Origin of the sequence: Acetobacterium wieringae, from assembly GCF_026646375.1 — a bacterium.
GTDB classification, from domain to species: Bacteria; Bacillota; Clostridia; order Eubacteriales; family Eubacteriaceae; genus Acetobacterium; species Acetobacterium wieringae_A.
Window position 1 is genome coordinate 1 of the sequence record NZ_JAIPPU010000017.1, and the last position, 17183, is coordinate 17183.

General features: G+C 37.8%; 23 protein-coding genes and 1 tRNA gene. 5 read left to right on the forward strand and 19 right to left on the reverse strand.

Going from position 1 to position 17183, the window contains the following annotated elements; translation table 11 throughout:
* Positions 1 to 346, forward strand: a 346-nt coding sequence (locus tag Q7P33_RS14385; protein ID WP_303871369.1) for an HD-GYP domain-containing protein, incomplete at its 5' end; no start/stop codon positions are given.
* A 39-nt stretch (positions 347 to 385) separates the two neighbouring features.
* Here Q7P33_RS14385 and Q7P33_RS14390 read toward each other — a convergent pair.
* Entirely contained in the window at positions 386 to 511 is a 126-nt protein-coding gene (locus Q7P33_RS14390; RefSeq protein WP_303871371.1) for a hypothetical protein, read from the reverse strand.
* A gap of 136 nt (positions 512 to 647) precedes the next feature.
* On the opposite strand from Q7P33_RS14390, the gene Q7P33_RS14395 reads away from it, so the two are divergent.
* Positions 648 to 1583 carry an alpha/beta fold hydrolase gene (locus Q7P33_RS14395; RefSeq protein ID WP_303871373.1) on the forward strand — a complete coding sequence of 312 codons (936 nt, stop codon included), beginning with the start codon at positions 648 to 650 and terminating at the stop codon, positions 1581 to 1583.
* A 91-nt stretch (positions 1584 to 1674) separates the two neighbouring features.
* Positions 1675 to 2271 carry a uracil-DNA glycosylase family protein gene (locus Q7P33_RS14400; protein ID WP_303871375.1) on the forward strand — a complete coding sequence of 199 codons (597 nt, stop codon included), beginning with the start codon at positions 1675 to 1677 and terminating at the stop codon, positions 2269 to 2271.
* A gap of 14 nt (positions 2272 to 2285) precedes the next feature.
* On the opposite strand, the gene Q7P33_RS14405 is transcribed toward Q7P33_RS14400, so the two are convergent.
* The 4 genes from Q7P33_RS14405 to Q7P33_RS14425 form a co-directional block, all read right to left on the reverse strand.
* Complete coding sequence (locus Q7P33_RS14405; RefSeq protein ID WP_303871377.1) at positions 2286 to 2519, reverse strand: hypothetical protein; 234 nt, start codon at positions 2517 to 2519, stop codon at positions 2286 to 2288.
* A gap of 231 nt (positions 2520 to 2750) precedes the next feature.
* Positions 2751 to 3224, reverse strand: a complete 474-nt coding sequence (locus Q7P33_RS14410) for a GyrI-like domain-containing protein (protein ID WP_303871379.1) — start codon at positions 3222 to 3224, stop codon at positions 2751 to 2753.
* 740 nt (positions 3225 to 3964) lie between these two features.
* Positions 3965 to 4870: a GNAT family N-acetyltransferase gene (locus Q7P33_RS14420; RefSeq protein WP_303871380.1), complete on the reverse strand. Its 906-nt coding sequence runs from the start codon at positions 4868 to 4870 to the stop codon at positions 3965 to 3967.
* A 207-nt stretch (positions 4871 to 5077) separates the two neighbouring features.
* Entirely contained in the window at positions 5078 to 5725 is a 648-nt protein-coding gene (locus Q7P33_RS14425) for a nitroreductase family protein (protein ID WP_303871382.1), read from the reverse strand.
* Positions 5726 to 5971: 246 nt separating this feature from the next.
* On the opposite strand from Q7P33_RS14425, the gene Q7P33_RS14430 reads away from it, so the two are divergent.
* Positions 5972 to 6568, forward strand: a complete 597-nt coding sequence (locus Q7P33_RS14430; protein ID WP_303871384.1) for a TetR/AcrR family transcriptional regulator — start codon at positions 5972 to 5974, stop codon at positions 6566 to 6568.
* Positions 6569 to 6768: 200 nt separating this feature from the next.
* On the opposite strand, the gene Q7P33_RS14435 is transcribed toward Q7P33_RS14430, so the two are convergent.
* The 11 genes from Q7P33_RS14435 to Q7P33_RS14485 form a co-directional block, all read right to left on the reverse strand.
* Positions 6769 to 7386: a lactate utilization protein gene (locus Q7P33_RS14435; RefSeq protein WP_303871518.1), complete on the reverse strand. Its 618-nt coding sequence runs from the start codon at positions 7384 to 7386 to the stop codon at positions 6769 to 6771.
* Positions 7387 to 7522: 136 nt separating this feature from the next.
* A complete protein-coding gene (locus Q7P33_RS14440) occupies positions 7523 to 7882 on the reverse strand; it encodes an N-acetyltransferase (protein ID WP_303871386.1) in 360 nt (119 codons plus the stop codon).
* Between the two features lie 99 nt (positions 7883 to 7981).
* On the reverse strand, positions 7982 to 8386 hold the full coding sequence (locus Q7P33_RS14445; RefSeq protein WP_303871387.1) for a GFA family protein: 405 nt from the start codon (positions 8384 to 8386) through the stop codon (positions 7982 to 7984).
* 407 nt (positions 8387 to 8793) lie between these two features.
* On the reverse strand, positions 8794 to 9111 hold the full coding sequence (locus tag Q7P33_RS14450; RefSeq protein ID WP_303871390.1) for a hypothetical protein: 318 nt from the start codon (positions 9109 to 9111) through the stop codon (positions 8794 to 8796).
* A gap of 187 nt (positions 9112 to 9298) precedes the next feature.
* Positions 9299 to 9793, reverse strand: a complete 495-nt coding sequence (locus Q7P33_RS14455; RefSeq protein ID WP_303871392.1) for a GyrI-like domain-containing protein — start codon at positions 9791 to 9793, stop codon at positions 9299 to 9301.
* 301 nt (positions 9794 to 10094) lie between these two features.
* Positions 10095 to 10901: a methyltetrahydrofolate cobalamin methyltransferase gene (locus Q7P33_RS14460; protein WP_303871394.1), complete on the reverse strand. Its 807-nt coding sequence runs from the start codon at positions 10899 to 10901 to the stop codon at positions 10095 to 10097.
* 9 nt (positions 10902 to 10910) lie between these two features.
* Positions 10911 to 11540: a B12-binding domain-containing protein gene (locus Q7P33_RS14465; protein WP_303871395.1), complete on the reverse strand. Its 630-nt coding sequence runs from the start codon at positions 11538 to 11540 to the stop codon at positions 10911 to 10913.
* 72 nt (positions 11541 to 11612) lie between these two features.
* A complete protein-coding gene (locus Q7P33_RS14470) occupies positions 11613 to 11765 on the reverse strand; it encodes a hypothetical protein (RefSeq protein WP_303871396.1) in 153 nt (50 codons plus the stop codon).
* An 11-nt stretch (positions 11766 to 11776) separates the two neighbouring features.
* Positions 11777 to 12931 (reverse strand): uroporphyrinogen decarboxylase, encoded by a 1155-nt coding sequence (locus Q7P33_RS14475; protein ID WP_369693317.1) that lies wholly within the window; start codon positions 12929 to 12931, stop codon positions 11777 to 11779.
* A 197-nt stretch (positions 12932 to 13128) separates the two neighbouring features.
* Complete coding sequence (locus tag Q7P33_RS14480; RefSeq protein ID WP_303871397.1) at positions 13129 to 13785, reverse strand: Crp/Fnr family transcriptional regulator; 657 nt, start codon at positions 13783 to 13785, stop codon at positions 13129 to 13131.
* 269 nt (positions 13786 to 14054) lie between these two features.
* Positions 14055 to 14489, reverse strand: a complete 435-nt coding sequence (locus tag Q7P33_RS14485; RefSeq protein WP_070370391.1) for an HD domain-containing protein — start codon at positions 14487 to 14489, stop codon at positions 14055 to 14057.
* Positions 14490 to 14598: 109 nt separating this feature from the next.
* On the opposite strand from Q7P33_RS14485, the gene Q7P33_RS14490 reads away from it, so the two are divergent.
* Positions 14599 to 14985, forward strand: a complete 387-nt coding sequence (locus Q7P33_RS14490) for a hypothetical protein (protein WP_303871401.1) — start codon at positions 14599 to 14601, stop codon at positions 14983 to 14985.
* A gap of 136 nt (positions 14986 to 15121) precedes the next feature.
* Here Q7P33_RS14490 and Q7P33_RS14495 read toward each other — a convergent pair whose 3' ends face one another.
* The 3 genes from Q7P33_RS14495 to Q7P33_RS14505 all read right to left on the reverse strand — a co-directional run bounded on the left by Q7P33_RS14495 (position 15122) and on the right by Q7P33_RS14505 (position 17147).
* Positions 15122 to 15982, reverse strand: coding sequence for a hypothetical protein (locus Q7P33_RS14495; protein ID WP_303871402.1), 861 nt, complete (start codon positions 15980 to 15982; stop codon positions 15122 to 15124).
* 14 nt (positions 15983 to 15996) lie between these two features.
* A tRNA-OTHER gene (locus tag Q7P33_RS14500) sits at positions 15997 to 16088 on the reverse strand.
* A 276-nt stretch (positions 16089 to 16364) separates the two neighbouring features.
* Positions 16365 to 17147 (reverse strand): hypothetical protein, encoded by a 783-nt coding sequence (locus Q7P33_RS14505; protein WP_303871403.1) that lies wholly within the window; start codon positions 17145 to 17147, stop codon positions 16365 to 16367.
* Positions 17148 to 17183 lie beyond the last annotated feature (36 nt).

Below are 17183 nucleotides of genomic sequence, written 5' to 3' on the forward strand. Positions count from 1 at the left end.
GTTTTTGGGGAATTTTCAACCGTTTATTATGGGTATTTTAACACCGATTTTGACAAAGGTTTCAGAAGGAGCTCTTTATCATCACGAGCGCTTTGATGGGACTGGATATGCCTATGGTTTGATTGGAGAAAAGATCCCTATTGAGGCACGAATTATTGGAATAGCCGACGCCGTTGATGCTATGAACAGCACCAGACCATACCGCGAACGACAAACCAGAGATTATATAATTTATGAACTTAAGAATGGTCGGGGAACGCAGTTTGACCCCATGCTTGTTGATGTAATGCTGGAAATGATCAACGATAATATTTTAAATCCAGATTTTGAACCCCAGAAAGAATGACAAGGGAATGACAAGGGGACGTTTCGTTTGTCATCTTCTTTACTCTACTGCCCGTTTCACCATCATCTTGCCCAGTCCAATACCCGGCTTTGAATAGGCATACAACTCAAAGCCGCCGTTTTCTCTGGCTCTTGTGAGCTTTTCCATAAAAATTGATCGATCCACATCATCCAGAAAAATATTACGCTCATCCAGAAGAACTTGAAAAAGGCTTTGAGTCGTGGATTGACATTCTAGAGATACTGCTTAAAGAAAGTAACTGAAACTGTGATTAAAAAAAACAGAAAGGCTGGTGGACCAAATGAATGATATGATTGATGCGAAAAAAATATTGAATGGCATTGAGAATGTGCCGGGGATGAAGCATCATGACCTAACTGTGTGTGGCGGGCCCATGTCGGTCTATGAAGCAGGCGAAACGAGCAAACTTATCGTGGTGCTGTTGCATGGTGCAATGTACGATGAATCACGATTTATCTGGGATCAGCTGTTTCCATATTTAAGCAGAGATTATCACGTATTCGCACTGGATTCGCCGCGACACGGAAAATCAAGGCCGTGGGAAGGTTATCTGGATCGCGCCAGGCTGATGGACATTCTGCACCATACAGTTAACCAGTTGGGACTTGAAAACTTCAGTCTTGTCGGTCTTTCCATGGGTGGCAGCCTCAGCATCGAATACGCATCGATACATCCGGAAAAGGTCAAATCAATGGTTCTGTTCGAGCCGGGCGGCTTGAGCGAAACGGTCGATTCGCAATTTATTGTATGGCTTTACATAAAGATACCCGGTATGCTTAGGATACTTAACCGAAAGTATATTAAGAAAGACCATGCGGCGATGAGAAAATTGCTGGAGTCTATTTATGTGGGCGGTTCAAAACCAACGGATCCGGACCGGTTAACTTCAATTCTTGAGGATGAGATAAAGGGTAAATATAACTATGGCGAAAATGACATGGACGACTGGCAGTTGAGCTGCATCGGACCGTTCCGATTAAAGTGGACCCTTCTTGACCGGCTTCCGTTGATTAAATGTCCGACACTCTGGTTAAGAGGAGCGGACAGTGTTCTGGTGAAGCAGTTTGAGATTGCCAACGCGGTAAAACGGGTTACCGACAGTGGCACAAAAGCCGAGTTGGAAGTCATTCCGAACGCAGGGCATATCCTGCCGCTTGAACGCCCTGAACAGGTCAATACGGCGGTAAAAGCGTTTCTCGATAAGACGCACCAATAAACAGATCTCTACGTTGTTATTCAAAAAAGTGCATCTGTTTAAACAGCCAAACACAAAACCGCCATTAGATGGCTACAGAGGAGTATTAAAAATGAATGTGAGAGCCGAATTAGAAAAAGCAGTTGGCGTTGCAAAAAATATCCAGTTAAATGATATCGAGCTTGATCCCCTGAAAATCAAGACAATCATGATAAACGAGGTCGTTCCAGCCGACCCCTCTCAAGATTTTTACGGACAGCGTGATGCCGATTACTTGACAACAACGATACCGCTTTTTCAAAAGTCTGGAATGCCAATCAAGGATATCCAGGATATCTTGCACATGGGTGTCTATATTACAAATGCAGTCAAAACACCTAAGTCGGATTACACAATTGAAAAAAACAGTATCGAAAATAGCTTACCCTACCTGGAAAAAGAGCTTTCCTTATTCCCAAATGTCAAAGTAATTATGCTCATGGGCGACGTTGCCAAAAAAACGTTTAACATGTTGGCCAAAAAGACAACCAAGAAAAATGTCATTCCGGCGGTTGCCACCTACAAGTTGCGAAATAGCGAAATCTATTATGGGAATATTCGGGTGATGCCGTCTTATATTATGACAGGCAAAAATATTCTTATTGAGAAGTCAAAGTTTGCAATGGCTTCTGAGGATATTGCCAAAATGGTCCGCATCATCAATTTTTGAATCAGTTCCTATAATTATGGGAGGGTTTCCACATAATATCCGATCATATTATTTCTGAATAACTTGTTGATTGTCTCTTTAATAATAGCCTTCATCGTTTCTCCCTGGTGGTTATCTACCACGTTATTATTTTTGATCTCACTCCATATCATCTTATCCCTTCCCAACACCCGGCTCAATTGATGGATACTGTCACCTGTTTCCCGCTGAATCTGTCGGATCAGCTGATTTCGCTCATCAACTGGCAATTTTTCCAGATTCCGGTATTCGGGGTTTTAGTTTACCAGAACTGTCAGTTATTCATCTGACCATCTGGTTTTAGGGCGATTAACCATACACTTGGCCAGGTTTCCTTGTTCAAAAAATCGGATTTTTGTGATTTTGTCAGTATTCAGCCAACTAAAACAGCCCCGTCTAAAAGCCGTTAAAGCTGTGAATCGGGCATATCTTATTGAGATTTATAATTCAAACTCAATCGTTTATTCCTCATTTTTCACCACCGGCGACCAAAGTTCATAGCTCCCATTTACGCCATCAGGATAATACTCAAAGAAAAAACCATGTTTATAATCTAGCGCATAACCTGCTTGTGGTATCGCTTCAAAGAAAAAATCCGTCCATGCTTTTACAGCATCATAATCCTTTTCAAAAGATGCAACCGCATAAAGCGCAGCAGGTATTTCTTTTAATTCTGCTTTAATGGAAGTTGCAGAAAGGCTGTCCGTTTCTTTTCCCAAAAGATAGTGGTATCGTTCATGACCTTCTAGATACCACATTAGACCATAATACTCTTCTGTTCTACTTTTCGCCACATTATTAATCATCGAAACTTTACCACTTTCGAAATAGTCGCTATACAAAGCTTCAACGTCCTGATTGCTTTCCTCCAGCGAGGTTTCAACGGAAAAGCCGCATATTTGAAAATCAGCTTTGTCTATAAAACGTATTTGCATCGTACTCCCCTCCTTGTCGGTAAATTCTAATTTGTTTGTCATCCAAATCGCAGTCCAACTATGCCTATTTTGGCGGTCGATCTATTCGCTCGTATGACAAAGGAGCCGTTGTCTTTAACCTTATAATCTGGAAAAAACGTCAGAACCTTCTGACCCAAGCTGTCGATATGGCCTTGATCGACGGCAATTCCGATTAGAATTAAAAGTACGCTCTTCGTCACTGACGACAGCGCTCAGCAAAATATTTAAAATGCTATCAGTCGGCGGTCACCTATTATGTCTGGAATATGAAAAGGACGACTTGATTATCGAAGGCCCGCCCATATCCATTCGTATTAAATCCGAGGAACTTGAGAAACTATTGTTAACGTCTGGCTTTGAAATTGTGAAGAAGACCAAAATTAACGCTGCTATTTATACTGTTTTAGCGGTTAAACCTGAGAATCAACTTGTCAAAAGGACATTGCAAAAGGGTACTGTGCGATAAAATGTTACAGATATCTGTTATCGCATCTCCTCAATTTTTTAGAGAATTGTGAGAGAACCGTCCGAATTATTTCGTCTTATGAACGATCTTCAATTAACATGTTTTCTCACAATTCGATCATTATTCTGTGATAACCTGAAATCTAAATGGTCAGCTTTAGCCAGACCTCCATACTAAATGACGAGGGGACATTTCGGGACCTGTGTCATGCCGCGTCATGAGCTTTTATCCATTATTGTTCAAACTATTCTACTTACTTCATGTGATAGCTTTGATTCAAATATTTTTCAAACGACTCTTTTTTTAATAATATAGGCGTTATAGCTTCACCATAAAACTCTTCTGTTTCTCCAATAACTTTGCCTCCAAATTTCAATAACATATTCACAGTTACATCTCTCGCATCAATATATAACTCATCTGTATATCCATTGAAAATTTTTTTTAATGAATAGATAGCTATTTTTTCACCAATGCCTATACCTCGTAAACCTTTATCAACAGCGAACCTTCCCCATCGCCATTTATCATTTTTTTTCCAGGCAGCTGCCACCCCTATAATATCTTCTCCTACTCTTGCACCCCACCAGATTGGCTTTAAATTGAGATTTAATGGAACCAATTCTGTAGGAATACCTTGTTCGTTAGTAAATACTTCTGTTGCTAATTTTATTGCTTCATCCATATAATTTTCTGAAATTTTCTCAATCAAGATTCTAGAATCATTCTTTTCAAGATGGTTTTTTAATGCAAGAATACGAAATGCTTTAAATGCCCTAACAATATTATCTATGTCCTCGCTATCTCCTCGTTCTAAAATTTCATTCATAAATACATTTGCTTTAAACTCCCCATCGTTAATAGCTGTCAAACCTAATGGCAAAAGGTAAATATCTTTCATTCTCTTATCATTTTCGGACCTTTTCAATTCTAAATAATTACTAGCTTGCAAATTACTAACTATTCTACTAAGTGAAGCCTTATCGATGCCCAAATTGATTAATAATTCATTTAAAGTAGTCTTTCCGTTTTGCTTTAAGTAGTTTAATATGTGCGATTGCGCCAATGTCAAGCCCGAATTCAAGCAATTGTAATTTAATAAACCTAATTCCCTCACAATTAGCCTTAACTCTTTTCTAACTATTTCTTCTTTGTTCATACCCTTTCCCCATTTAGTTGATACTATCAACTATTATGCCTTGCTCGAAGCTTTTAGTCAAGCCCATTCAAGAAGTCAATTCAAAAAAAGAGCTTCATGCCTCAAGATAAGTTTAGATATATCTAGGCTGTGTGCTGAATAAGCAAGCAAAGCAAACACAGGTAAATCAAATTATTTGCAGGGTATAATACTTTCAGAGGAAAAAGTCTATTCTGAAAAAACTACATCTTGGATTGGGAGCCTCACAGTTGGATGCCCAGATGTCGTTGCTTTGCCTAGTGCAATTAGCAAAACAGGAAAATATCGGTCAAAAATGTTAAAAGCCTTCGAAAACTTTTCTTTGTCATATCCTGCCATTGGTACCGTATCGTAGCCCTTACTACGAGCAGTAAGCATTAGCTGCATTGATACCAGTCCGCAGTCAATACATACGGTTTGTCGGATTTCTTCCAATGACATGTTAGAATACAAGTCGGTATAGCGTTTGATAAAAGATTTTGCCATATCGGCAGAGAGAAATCCTGCATCTACTGCTTTGCCATAAATTTTATCAGCCATTTTGAAGCATTCCAAGTCACCAAGAACGACAATGACAGCAGAAGCTTCAACCACTTGTTTTTGGTTGTATGCGATTGGAAGCAGCTTTTGTTTTAATTCAGGCGTATCGATAATAAGAAACCGCCATGACTGTAGATTGCCGCCTGAGGGAGCCAGTGTAGCTTGTTGTAATATTTCGATCAATTCCTCTTTAGTAACCTTGATTTCAGGATTATAACTGCGGATGGAATGACGTTCCCTTACGACATTAGAAAACAATTGATTATCCGATGATTGAGCTAACAGTGAATCGATCATATATTTTTCCTCCTTTTAAACCTTCATTTTTCAACGTGACATTTGGCATTTTTGTTACAATAGACCATGTTAAATCCAGAAAAATTCATCCGTACTTAAAGTCTTATGCAACATTTGTTATTTTTCAAACACGTGTTGCACTTCTATGTTATAATAACTATAAGACGGACACAACCATCAATATAGATAGTCTGTGGTATAGCCAACACAAATGCGTTAATGTTGTTTATAATAGGAGGTAACGACATGGCAATAAAAAAAAACGAACTAGATCCTCGCGTGAAACGGACGCGTCAACTCATACAAGACGCTTTTACTTCATTAATGCGAGAGAATGAATTTAATGATATCACTGTTAAAGACATTGCAGAAAGAGCTACAGTTAACCGAGCTACCTTTTATGCGCATTTTGTGGACAAATTTGATATCCTTGAGTCTAAAATAACGGAATCTTTTATGACCATACTACTCCGAAGAATAGATGGACATGAAATTCTAAATGAAGAGACTATTCAGAGCATATTTTTAGCAGTATGTGATTTTCACAAAGATTTGAGTACTTTGTGCCAAAGAAGTTATAAAACTCTTGGCACTCAATTTGAATCCAAAATAAAAGAGATTACGAAAACAACATTGAATGCTTTTCTAACTAAAGATAAGATTTTAAATTCAAACGAACAATTATTGTTGAATACAGCGTCTATTATGTTAAGCTGGGGGATGTATGGGGCAGCTTATGACTGGAACAATGAAGGGCGTCATATCCCTGCAGAATCATTTGTTAAACAAAACATGCCTTTAGTCATGAATGGATTTAAAGAATTATTAACCGTCATGAATTGAGTATTATAAACAGTGGATACAACACTGATAAAGGTAATACTGTTTTTATATCTAACCTATGTCAAGATTCTACCAAATTTTGTTGAGAATTGAGGTAAGTTTAAGTATCATGGTATCTTTCCCTCCAGATTTTGAACCCCAGAAAGAATGACAAGGGGAATTCTCGAAGCGTCCCCTTGTCATACCTGTGACAGCAAAGATTAATACCCGTAATCTCCTTCAATAAATATAACTTTGATTCGTTCCTTTTCAAATTGACCTGTTATCAGTACAAAATCATTGCAAATACGTTGGGAATGGTGACAGTCTATACATTTGCCAAGTTTCGTGCATGGCGTTTCCTTTCCACATCGCTTTGCATCCAGCGGCGCGGCAATCTGACGGGTACGCAAAATAGCATCCTCAACCGATTTTACAATTTTGTTCGTTCCCACAACTGCAATCACCTGCTTCGGTCCATAAATGATGGGTGCGACACGGCTTCCGTTTCCATCGATGTTAAATAGTTTTCCATCTGTAGTCACAGCGTTAATTCCTGTTAAAAAGGTATCCGCACGAAAGTTTTGAAGATAAATCTCTCGCTTTTCCTTGCGGCTCAAGCCTTGCCGGTATTTATCCAGAAACGTATAAGAATGATTTCTCACATATTCGAATACGCCGGTCTGCTCTAACGTAACAGAATCGCCACAGCCCACAGTCTGCCCCTCTGGCATCAATTTCCGAATCAGCTCATATAATTGTGGGAGGGTTTCCACATAATATCCGATCATATTATTTCTGCATAAATTGTCGATTGTCTCTGTGATAATATCCTTCATCATTTCTCCCTGGTGGTTATCTACCACGCTATTGTTTTTGATCTCACTCCATATCATCTTACCCGTTCCCTATGACAAAGGGGATGAGAGGGATGTCAATGGAACGCTGTTATGCAATTACCGAATCCTCCCCATATCATGTCTTGAGCAATCCCGGTTTTTTCTCCATAAATACCAGATTCAGATCTTTTGACAGCGGTTTGATTTTGAATTGGACAAAGCCGAGGCGTTTATAAAGTCTTAAATTTCTAAGACTTTGATCACTGGTAAACAGTTCTTGTCGTAGTCCTGAGTTGTCTTTTTCAATTTCTTTCAGCAGTGCTGTGCCGATGCCATTTCCCTGATAATCGGGATGTATAATCAATTTGCCGATATAGAGCGTATCATTGTCAACAAAACCTCTGACCGATCCAATCAGTTCATTTTTTTTATTTACGGCTTGATAGAATGTTCCTTTTTCAAACTCCAGCAATACTTCTTCCAGTGTTTGGGTCAATGGCTGAATTTCATAATTATTTAACAGTCTCGCTTCGCAATGATTTCTTTATAATCTTTGTCAAAATACAAATACGATGATAAAGAATAATGATTCTTTTTATCCATTTGGTAGTTCTTCAAATTTTGGTACATTCTCAAGTTCGGTATCCCAGTTTGCTTTACTTGCATAATAGATATGACCTTGCGGCTTAATATTTATATCACTGTCAATACTTCCTGCAGGAACAACCAGCAATTTTCCATCCATTTGTATATTTGGCAACGCTGATCCACAATTAGTACAAAAACTCTTTATGTGCCCCTCTCCACGAAAATTAAAGGTTTTTGATTTTTCCTGACCGGATAACCATCTTAACTTGGCTGTAGAAGAAAATAGATTGGCTGCATGAGCTGAACCTGTATCTTTGCGACATCGCCGACAATGACAAAGATAAAAATTATCAAAGTCTCCTTCTATTTCGAAAGTAACTTCACCACAAAGGCATGATCCTAAATATTTCATAATCAACTCTCCCTTCTTAATAATTTATTGATTCATTCCAGTCACAGATATTTCAAGGGTTTAGTAGTTTTTCTTATGTTAAATTATTTAATAAAATATATGCGTTATCACATAAACCTTTATATAAAATAGCAAACTCAGTGTAAACGACGTAAATAATCATTTCCTATTCCCCCATTTTTGGTTTTGCAGTCTCAATGTGGGTGCTAATTTAGTAATATTCCTTCGCATCTTCATCTAGGTTCTTTACACCGTCGCTGTAATCCAACCCTTATCTACTACAACTTAGGCATGACAAGGGGACGTTTCATATACAAAATTGACCCCACTAGTATTTTTATAAATATTCCACCTTTTTGCTAGTATGACAAACTAAGCCGCCCTATGACATATGGATCATAAAAAAGCTATAGAAATTTCAAAATCACTATTTTGGCAGGTGAAGTGTGCTTGCTTCCAATCTCTGCAACATAATACTCTGAAACTTTCGAAGGATGTTTATGCGTGTTACCTCTACCACAGCTATATATAATGATAGAAGTCTCCTCATTTTTAGCAGTTGGTAAAATTCCTCTTTTTGACCAACAAAACGCACCTCCGTGATGACTGGCTACCAATATATCTATATTTTCTAACTGAGCTTGCTCAATATAATCATATCGCCGATCTCCGGCAATAAGTATATTCAGTTCTTTTCCATCAACATCGTATGCTTCGATACGCATAGTTAAGCCTGTTTCGTGAACGTTATTTGCGGCTCTAGATGGCTGAATTTTTGAAATCTGTTATCGCATCTCCTCAATTTTTTTTAGAGAATTGTGAGAGAACCGTCCGAATTATTTCGTCTTATGAACGATCATCAATTAACATGTTTTCTCACAATTCGATCATTATTCTGTGATAACCTGAAATCTAATTGGTCGGCTTTAGCCAGACCTCCATGCTTGTCGTTTCGGGTGAATGGCTTGAATAACGCTCCGCACAAAAGTAATCAGTCGACAAATTTTTATTTGGCAGCCAAACCTGATACAGGTATTGCTGCGCCTTGTATAAAGCGTCCATCACAAGCTCTTTGAAGTTTTCGGCTTCAAAACTGCAAACAATGTATTCTCCTTGCGGCAGATCCCAACTGCTGATATTGACGGGAATTACAGCCGCTTGGGTTGTTCCGCCGGCAAAATAACAAAAGTAGTCCTCCTCTGAACAAGGATAGGTCACCCCAATTTCTTCGACATCATCGGAAAGCCCCAATACTGCCCCCTTCTGCCGATGAAAAACCCGCCAAAGGGTATCCAGGGGATCTGCACCGGATTCCGTTCCCAGCCTATCATGATATGCTAAACAGTGCTTGACCGGTTCTGCCTTTTTAACGCGAGGTACTGTAACAGTCGCTACGTTTGGCCCCAAAGTATAAGCGCTGAAGCCACACCTGGCGATAGTCAGGATCAGAATGATTAGGGGACGTTTCTTTTGTTGTGTCTTTCCTGTGTCTTTCGTTATCTGTTTTGATAAATTGTTTTAGCTTATTCATTGTGAGATGCACCTTTCCAGTCCGATTTTTGTCAGTTTGCATTGCTATTATCTCAGATGTCTGATTCATATTTCTGTTAGCCTCTATTTTTCAGAAACAGCAACGCATTTCGTTTTAGTTTCTCAGTTAAATTTAAAAAATGCTAAATTTGTTCGACTTTATTTTGATTAGCGCTACTTATTTTACAATTGAGCCAATCTGCCCTGCCCTGAATGCCTTGCTATATTTACGACAGTGTTTATCTTTCCCTATCAATGCATATGTTGCAAAAATAGTTCCCATCATATCCTTGTTCATGGGGTCCATAACGGCTGAATCCATCCCGGCCTGAATGGCAAAAGCCATACAGGTTTTGTTAAGTAAAGACCGAACCGGTAAGCCAAAAGAAATATTACTGATCGCTCCTGTTACATGAATATCAGAAAAACGTGCTTTAATTGTCTTGATTTCTTCGCAAAAATTAAGCATTGAACTATTCTCGGTTGATAAAGCCATCACGCATGGATCAATGTGAATCCGATCTGGAGTCACTCCATATCGATCCGCTTTTTCCACCATCTTTTCTGTTATTTTCAGCTTCGTCTGTAAATCGCTCGGAATCCCGTTGTTGTCGCAGGTCAAACCAATTACCTCCCAGGAATTACCGGCCATCAAAGGTAGCAGCACTTCACACTTATCTCCTTCTTCCGAGATAGAATTGATTATTCCAGGCTTGTTGACATACTTGAAGACCGCTTCAATGACCCGAGGATTAGGGCTGTCGATCGATAACGGTGTATCTGTAACATCTTGAACTACTTTGATCAGCCATTTCAATGTTTCAATTTCGTGTTCCGGTGCGGTGCTGGCACAGATATCAATAAAATCTGCTCCAGCCTGCACCTGTTTAACGGCACGATCGACGATAAATGCAGAATCTCTTTTTTCAATCGCTGCCTTTACTCCTGGTATGGTTCCGTTTATTTTCTCTCCGATAATAATCATCAGTGACTCCTATACCCAGTTTTGACAGATTTTTACACCCTCAGCAGCATTGACTGTAAACGCATCTGCACCAATCAAATCGCAGGCCTCTTTAGTTACCGGATTGCCACCAATAATAATTTTAGAATCAACACCTTCTAATCGTAGCGCTTCAACAGTATCTTTCATCGAATCAATAGCCAGTGTCAGAACCCCACTCATGCCGATAATCTGAGAATTAAGCTCTTTTGCTTTTGCGACAAATTCTTCGGCTGCCACATCGATACCAATGTCAACCACTTCGAAACCAGCTGCCTCCGACATGCTTCTAAAGATGTTTTTCCCAATATCATGGAGATCCCCATGCACGGTTCCCAGTAGTATGGTGCCCAGTGCCGATGATGTTCCAGCACCCAGCACCGGCTTTAAAACATTTATTGCTTCGGTTAAGAGCTCTCCAGCAAAAATAAGATCACCAACAAAATATTCACCCTTTTCGAACAAATCACCAACAATTCCCATTCCTGCCTGACAGGCGCCCACCGCTTCCAATGCTTCCGCTTCTGATGGGTCAGTAGTCACAAATTCCTTCAACAGTTCAATGACCTGTTCTTCTTCCAAATCACCCAAGGTCTGCGTTAATAGTTTATAGTCCAACATTTTATACTCCTTTATTTTACACTAATCTTCACTATTTTTTTATTCAATTATTGATTCTTATTGTTCAAAAAATCATACAATTAAATACATGGTGAATCCGATAAACATTTCTTCAAGCCCCTGGAGGCTTTCTGCCGCATAAGGAATGGCTTCCTCAAAGACTTCATATTTTTCAAGTGTTTCTGGCAGGTCACGATAATATTCTGATTTCAATTTTTCATTCATGGCGCTTCTCCTTAATATTTTCCATACTCTTTTACAAAACTCAGTACTGCTTTTAAATTATCGACATTGACATCGTTTAATCGTAAGAGGCACTTGTCAAAACCAAAGGCATATCGTCCACCCGGAGCTAATTTATCGATAAGAAATTTCGCTTGATCAATACATTCCTGCTTGGTGTGTGTTTTAAGAATCCCCAGTGGATATAAACCTGTCAGAATATGTCGCGTGCCTAATTTTTCTTTAATAACTGCCGGATCGCCATACTCAAACATAAATGTTGTATTTTGCGGCAACTCATTCAAATAATCAAGATATCGCATCCAATCCTGTTCAACAAATATATTTGCACCAACGCCAGCTTTGTCTAATCCCTCGACATAAGCCTTAAATGAAGGCCAATAGAGTCTTGCAAAATCTTTTTCCCGCAGATACGGTCCCATGTGCAGGGGAATAAAGGTGCGATTATAATGATTTGAATGTGGCAGTATCCCTGCCTTTAATGCCAGCGGTAGTAAGGCCGCCGCCGCCGCTTCCACTTTTTCTGGACGTCGTCTTACATCCGCACTGATGCCGGTAAAAGATCGCAGCTGATCGGATAGTACATCAAAAGGTGTGGATGAGATAGCACCAACAAAAGAATATGTTGATCTGCCCAGTTCGTTGGCCATCTGCATTGATGCCATGCCAATTTTCCCCATAGTTTCATAAAAAGAATGATAGGCTTTTGAAACTGCTTTTTGCCCTTCAAAACCACCTTTTCCGATTTCTTTATGAATACGCGGCAGCACCTTATCCCATATTGTTTTCAGAGGATCTTCAATAAATTCATCATATTCATCTACCTCCAATCCGCACACCTCTGGATGCTGTAGAAATCCATCGGCTCCCGGCACAAAATTAGTTGATCCTAAAATTTTGTAGAGGTGTGGAAACCGGGCGTACAGGGCAAAAACTGCATCACAGTCAAAATCAGCAGTGGCTTTTCTAATCGCTTCCAGGTTTTCATCAACACTATATTGTTCCGTTTTTAAATTAAATCCAGCATACTCTAGACAAAATGCATTGTCTGCTGTCGATACAATAGGTATCCGTCGTGGTTGTTTTCCATCATATAAATCTTCAAATAGCTTATTTGTTTGCAACGTCTCTTTACTTAATTCCATCATGATCCTCACTTCTTAATTTTTTAATCTAGCTCATATCAAATTTGAATAGTATAAACATGTTTACTGGGCTTTTGTTGATTGTTCAACGTTTTCATCGATGCACTCATCATAACAAATTAAAAAGCTTCGAAGTACCTTTTAAAAGGTACTTCGAAGCTTTTTTTCGTAAATTTGTTTTTTTATTTAGTTTAAACCATTTAAAACGTGCAATGAATCTTTAACTTTTGTAAATTTTCTACAATTATCTTGTTTCGTTGTGTTCTTATCGCACCTTCATCACGCAATATTTTCAAGTATTTAGAAACGTTAGCCAGGTTCATGCCCACAAACTCCATAATCTCATTTTGCGTTAAATAAATTGTATTATCCTTTTCTTTCATATTTTCTAAATAGATATAAAAAAAATTACAAATTTTTTCCATTCCCGAACAAAAAAGCTGATTTGCATTATCCTGAATCAATAATGACACCAGGTTGATGTAACCCCAGTACATGGCATCATTAAGTTTTGGATTCTCATCTAAATGTTGCTTAAACGATAAGCGCTTAAATGCGTAAACCTCCAGATCGGAGACAGCTGTAAATGCAGTAGCATGCATTGTCTCTATATCCTTTGGAAAATAGAGCGGTGCCAGATAACCTTTACCGTAAAATGAAAACGCCTTGATGTGCCCTGATTTATGCAAATATGAAACCGCCATGGTTCCATTTAAAATATAAAACAATTCATCCATTGGTTCACCAATGGCGTTGATTGAATCGCTTTTTTTGTATTTTCGTTTTTGATGTTCGATATTTGAAAAATAATTTTCAAATTCCCCAAAATCACCAGCGAAATAATATTGCAACTCCATTATAAACCACACCACTTGAAATTGAATTGTCCCAATCCGAAACTTTTCACAACTTTCTGTTATTCCCTTCCATTTAAAATATACATTTACACAGTCATACTATATTACCTGGAAACAAAAATTTCAAGAAAATTATCAGATCTTAAGAATGCGGTTATAACACTTACCATTGACATGTTTGTCTGGATAAAAAACTGTAACTGTTTAACCGCCAACATCCCGAATGACAAGGGGACGTTTTCAATTACCGAATCATCCCCGTAACATATTTATTCAATCTCTGATGATAACGCTGCTAAAATAGTTTCAACCGCTTTTTCATATTTTTTAATCCGTTCCTGGTCTTTCTCGGTTGGCTTTTCAATACGTGTTAAATCCATATTATCAGCGATATCTGCCAGTTTCACCCGACAGGCCGTTTCATTTTCTATTACTCTGCCAATAAATGCATCATAGCATTCTCCATCGCGCTTAGTCAGGCAATCCAATACCTCAATGACTTCTTCTGAAAACCTCTGTTTCCGTAAATCTTCAAAGGAAAACTCCGAATCTTCTACGACATCATGCAATACTGCACATATTCGTTCAAGATCATTATCTCTTGAAAGCATCACTCGGAGTGGGTGTAATATATAGGGTGCTCCGGCTTTATCAACTTGCCCAGTATGAGCAATTGCAGCAATTTCGATTGCTTTATTTAACATTTTAAACCTCCATTCCGCCGCTATTGCTTACGGCACATACAACTGGTTATCAAAAACTTTATGCTATAAATGACGAGGGGACGTTTCATTTGTCATGTTTGCCGCTTCAATGCCTGTTCACTATCATCTTACCCAGACCCCGCACCCGACTCAATTGACGGATACTGCTGTCCGTTTCCTGCTGAATCTGTCGGATCAACTGGTTTCGCTTTTCAGCAGACAATTCGCCCAGATTCTGATATTTGCTGTTCTGTCTCAGGATATCGGTAAGCTGTGCATCACTCCATCTAGATTTTTGATTGATTTCGAGACATTCATCCTGATTTTCTTTCTCCGAAAAACGAATAAAACCTGCCCCCGTTGGGAAATAGTCTTTGATGATCTCAACATCAAGTGCAGTCGAATTTCCCTGATAGCCCTGGATAACTTTATCATAACTGCTCCATGGTTATTCTTCCAGTCAGGCAATCATTCCGGTTTTAAGGGATTCCGGTGAATGTAGCGAATTACCCTCTCCTGATTTTTTCAGGTATATCACAGCTTAACGGATATGACAAGCGAAACGTCCCCATGTCATGCCCACGTCATACGTGTCATTTCAGACCTCACAGCTTTTTCGCGAAGATTTTATTTTATATGAAGGACCCATTATTATACTTACTTTTAGCTGAACTATATGATATTTTTGATAAATCCAATACGAAATTCTTCAAATTTATATCCATATCTTCTTTGAGGCCGTACTCAGATAAAATATTCCAAATTACTTTTTCTCTGCTTTTTTCTGGTTTCTTATATATGTTTTGAAGTCTTTTATCAACATTTTCTCTTATATACTTAATAATAATTATGTCACTATAAGCCAATAAATCTATATCCTCAATTAGCTGCTTATCAAGTTGATATACATACTCAATCATAGCTTTGATCATCGATGCGATTTCCTTAAAAGTGGGTGTTTGCTTTTTTTCAAATCGTTCTAGAGTTAATAAAATATCCATTCCGTTATGTCTTTCCATAATTTTATTTCTATCACGTTTTAATAAATTTATGACCTCAGCTAAAGGTTTATTTTCGGCCTTATAATGAACCAATCTATTTCTCCAGCAAATCATTAAATCAACAATCGAGGAATTAATTTGATCAAATTCATAAGCTTTTCCAAAACTCAAAAATGAGTGGTAAACACTTTGATTGTTTTTATCTATCTCTTTTTGCAACGAAATATTGTTTATCAGTTTTGGTTCTTCATAGCTCATCCTAAAATACATGTCTAAGTTATCTACTGTCCATGACAACACAGATTTTATTGAAAACTCACGACTTCGATTGGTAGAAGCAACTTTGTCTTTTGGGTTCCAAGAAGTACTAAATTCTTCATTTTTTTCAATGACTCCAGCTTTAACTCCATCTAATCCAACTAATATTGTTATTAAATAATGGTTCGCTTGACCTATTTCTCTTTTAAATAGTTTTAAATTTTTTGATTTCATACTAACCTTCGTTTTGGTGCCTCATATAAGAATCGAACTTATGTCTACCACTTTAAAGGATAAAATCTATAAAGGTGGTCGGCTTATCCAGTTTGCCCAATGAGGCATATTACACTTTCTCCTAACAAATCTGTTCACAAAGTTAGGTAACATCATTTTTATCATACTGGTATATTAAAATTAACATACTAAAAGTATGGCAGTAGGTCATGATCCCACTTTACAATATCCACGCTTAGCTAATGGTTACGTCATCTTTGCGCACAAAAGACTATAGTTGTGCACATCCTATATGGGGTAATAATATTTACCCTGCCATGAACTAGTTCAGTTTTATTTGATTTTAAAAACTTAATAATACTCTGTTCTATACAGACTATTTTTATTTCATTAAGGAATGTGTTACTTTAACAATAGTCAATCCGTAATCAACCAAAAAATTCTTTTGCTCTTCCGTATAGGTTTTTCTTTCTGCTATTGCTTCGTTTGTCGCATGCCTAAAGCAATGCATTTTCTTTCTATAGCTTGTCACTTTATCGTTAGAAATATAATCAAAACAAACCATAGGATAATCAGGCGTGATAAACTTTCCATTTTTCTTTAATAAGTTTTCTATCAAGTTTGCTATCTCTGCAAGTTTTTCATCAGTGCTCATATTATTAAAAGATGCTTGCCGATTTGATATCTCAACAAACTTTTGATTTATTAAATGATCTATATCAATATGGCTTGAGTTTTGCTCAAAGGTTAAACCTGCAACTAATTTTCTTCTAACTGCATATCTAACAGTTCCATTATCATCTTCTCCCTGAGTAATAATTCTGTTTCTTATTTCTCCATAAGTAAAGTTACTGGGATCTATAGGTGGTCTCGCTAACAATCTTGGGAATTCTTTTATCTCATATCCCATTTTATATAAATAATACGTTATTAGATTAAACCAACACTTATTTTCACTATTAGAAAAGTCTACATCTGGCTGGCATAATTCTCTAAATTTTGTTATCGCTTCCTCTGTATCATACACTTCAAATTTGCAATCATCTACTTCCTCATATTCACTAAAAACACTGTATATCTCATTGACATTCTTAATTGAATCATAAAAACGATAATGATATTCTTCTTCTTTTATATTTTGAAAATAAAATTCTTTTATATCCATTTATCTAAGCACTCCAAATCTTTTATGTGATTCTAT

Coding starts and splice junctions, on each gene's coding strand:
- Q7P33_RS14395 (WP_303871373.1), top strand. CDS start 648: ATGAATGATATGATTGATGCGAAAAAAATATTGAATGGCATTGAGAAT.
- Q7P33_RS14400 (WP_303871375.1), top strand. CDS start 1,675: ATGAATGTGAGAGCCGAATTAGAAAAAGCAGTTGGCGTTGCAAAAAAT.
- Q7P33_RS14410 (WP_303871379.1), bottom strand. CDS start 3,224: ATGCAAATACGTTTTATAGACAAAGCTGATTTTCAAATATGCGGCTTT.
- Q7P33_RS14420 (WP_303871380.1), bottom strand. CDS start 4,870: ATGAACAAAGAAGAAATAGTTAGAAAAGAGTTAAGGCTAATTGTGAGG.
- Q7P33_RS14425 (WP_303871382.1), bottom strand. CDS start 5,725: ATGATCGATTCACTGTTAGCTCAATCATCGGATAATCAATTGTTTTCT.
- Q7P33_RS14430 (WP_303871384.1), top strand. CDS start 5,972: ATGGCAATAAAAAAAAACGAACTAGATCCTCGCGTGAAACGGACGCGT.
- Q7P33_RS14435 (WP_303871518.1), bottom strand. CDS start 7,386: ATGAAGGATATTATCACAGAGACAATCGACAATTTATGCAGAAATAAT.
- Q7P33_RS14445 (WP_303871387.1), bottom strand. CDS start 8,386: ATGAAATATTTAGGATCATGCCTTTGTGGTGAAGTTACTTTCGAAATA.
- Q7P33_RS14450 (WP_303871390.1), bottom strand. CDS start 9,111: ATGCGTATCGAAGCATACGATGTTGATGGAAAAGAACTGAATATACTT.
- Q7P33_RS14460 (WP_303871394.1), bottom strand. CDS start 10,901: ATGATTATTATCGGAGAGAAAATAAACGGAACCATACCAGGAGTAAAG.
- Q7P33_RS14465 (WP_303871395.1), bottom strand. CDS start 11,540: ATGTTGGACTATAAACTATTAACGCAGACCTTGGGTGATTTGGAAGAA.
- Q7P33_RS14470 (WP_303871396.1), bottom strand. CDS start 11,765: ATGAATGAAAAATTGAAATCAGAATATTATCGTGACCTGCCAGAAACA.
- Q7P33_RS14475 (WP_369693317.1), bottom strand. CDS start 12,931: ATGATGGAATTAAGTAAAGAGACGTTGCAAACAAATAAGCTATTTGAA.
- Q7P33_RS14480 (WP_303871397.1), bottom strand. CDS start 13,785: ATGGAGTTGCAATATTATTTCGCTGGTGATTTTGGGGAATTTGAAAAT.
- Q7P33_RS14485 (WP_070370391.1), bottom strand. CDS start 14,489: ATGTTAAATAAAGCAATCGAAATTGCTGCAATTGCTCATACTGGGCAA.
- Q7P33_RS14490 (WP_303871401.1), top strand. CDS start 14,599: ATGCCTGTTCACTATCATCTTACCCAGACCCCGCACCCGACTCAATTG.
- Q7P33_RS14495 (WP_303871402.1), bottom strand. CDS start 15,982: ATGAAATCAAAAAATTTAAAACTATTTAAAAGAGAAATAGGTCAAGCG.
- Q7P33_RS14505 (WP_303871403.1), bottom strand. CDS start 17,147: ATGGATATAAAAGAATTTTATTTTCAAAATATAAAAGAAGAAGAATAT.